The 1,667-nt window shown below is 72.0% G+C and carries 1 protein-coding gene; it reads right to left on the reverse strand.

The features are described from left to right. Positions 1-1,667: SpnB-like Rossmann fold domain-containing protein (locus IH13_RS45470; protein WP_037843563.1), on the reverse strand; the 1,667-nt coding region annotated here is incomplete at both ends.

A 1,667-nucleotide genomic window follows, 5' to 3' on the forward strand; every position in this document is an offset into this window, starting at 1 on the left:
GGCCGCGTCACACGCCGCCAGCTCGACCTCGGCGCCGGCCGCCCTCAGCTCGGCGGCGAGCTCGGCGGCGCCCGGCGCCTCCGGGCCTCGGCGGCTGGTCAGGACCAGGCTGCGGACACCGTGACGGGCCACGAGGTGCCGTGCGACCAGGGCGCCGAGGGCGCCGGTCGCTCCCGTGACCAGGACGGTGCCGTGCTCCACCGGTTCGACTGCTTCGGGGCGTGGCGCCGGCCGGGCCAGCCTGGGTGCGAAGGCACGGCCCGCACGGATCGCGACCTGGGGTTCGCCCCCCGCCAGGGTCGCCGCCAGGGCGCCGGCCGATTCGGCGTGGTCGTCCAGGTCGATGAGCAGCAGCCGGCCGGGGTTCTCGGACTGGGCCGACCGTACGAGCCCCCAGGCGGTGGCACCCGCCAGGTCGTCCGATCCGCCCTCTCCGACGACGACCGCTCCCTTGGTCACGATTGCCAGGACGGCGTCCGCGAACCGGTCGTCGCTCAGCCACTCCTGCACGGTGCCGAGAACCACATGACTGGTGGCGTGCGTACGGGAGGCCAGATCGTCGTCGGCGACATCCGGGACGCAGAAGACGACGTCGGGTACCTGGTCGAGGTCGGCGAGGCCGGCATGGGCCGGCAGGCCGAGCGGGGCGAGCGCGCCCGGTTCTCCCAGAACGGCCCAGGTACCCGCGACGGCGTCGGACGGCAGCTTCACCGGCGCCCATTCGAGGACGAAGAGCGAATCCCGCTCGCCGGAGTCGGTCCGGAGCTGATCCGGCGTCACCGGAGTCAGTACCACGGACTCCGCTGCGGCTACCGGCTCACCGGTCTCGTCGGCCATGAAGACGGCGACGCCCTGTTCCGCCGGGCGAACCAGCACACGCAGGGACTTCGCTCCCACAGCGGACAGTGTCACGCCGGACCACGAGGACGGCAGACCACCGGAGGCCGGGTGGCAGGCTGCGGCCAGCAGAGCGGGATGCAGACCGAACCCCTGGGTGTCCGTGTCCTCGTCGAGCGCGATCTCGGCGAACACCTCGTCGCCCCGGCACCATACCGAGTGCACTCCACGGAACACGGGCCCGAAGTCGTATCCGGCGTCGGCCAGATCGTCGTACATGCCCTGCACCGGTACCGGAGTGGCGTCCTTCGGCGGCCACACCTCGAACTCCGTTGTCGAGGTCGGAAGTTCCTGCGCCGTGGCCAGTACACCTGCGGCGTGCAGCGTCCAGTCCGTCTCCGGGCCGCCTGCCGTTGGCCGCGCGTACACCTCGACCTTGCGCCGTCCGGTGCCGTCGTCCGCCGCGATGACCAGCTGGACGCCGACCGACGTGTGCTCGGGGAGAACCAGTGGGGTGCGTACGGTCATCGATTCCAGCAGTTCGGCGCCGAACCGTTCGCCCGCGTGGAGCGCCAGCTCCACGAAGGCGGTACTCGGGACGACGACGGAACCCAGCACCAAGTGGTCACCGAGCCAGGCGTGCGACTCGACCGACAGCCGTCCGGTGAACAGGAACCCGTCGGTACCGGCCAGCCGTACGCCGGCCCCCAGGAGCGGGTGATCGGAGCTGCCCATACCGGCTGCAGCCATGTCCCCGAGGGGCGCAGCGGCCGCGGAGAGCCAGAACCGCTCGTGCTGGAAGGCGTAGGTGGGCAGGTCGATGCGGTGGG

Origin of the sequence: Streptomyces sp. NRRL WC-3549 (genome assembly GCF_000721935.1) — a bacterium.
GTDB lineage: Bacteria > Actinomycetota > Actinomycetes > Streptomycetales > Streptomycetaceae > Streptomyces.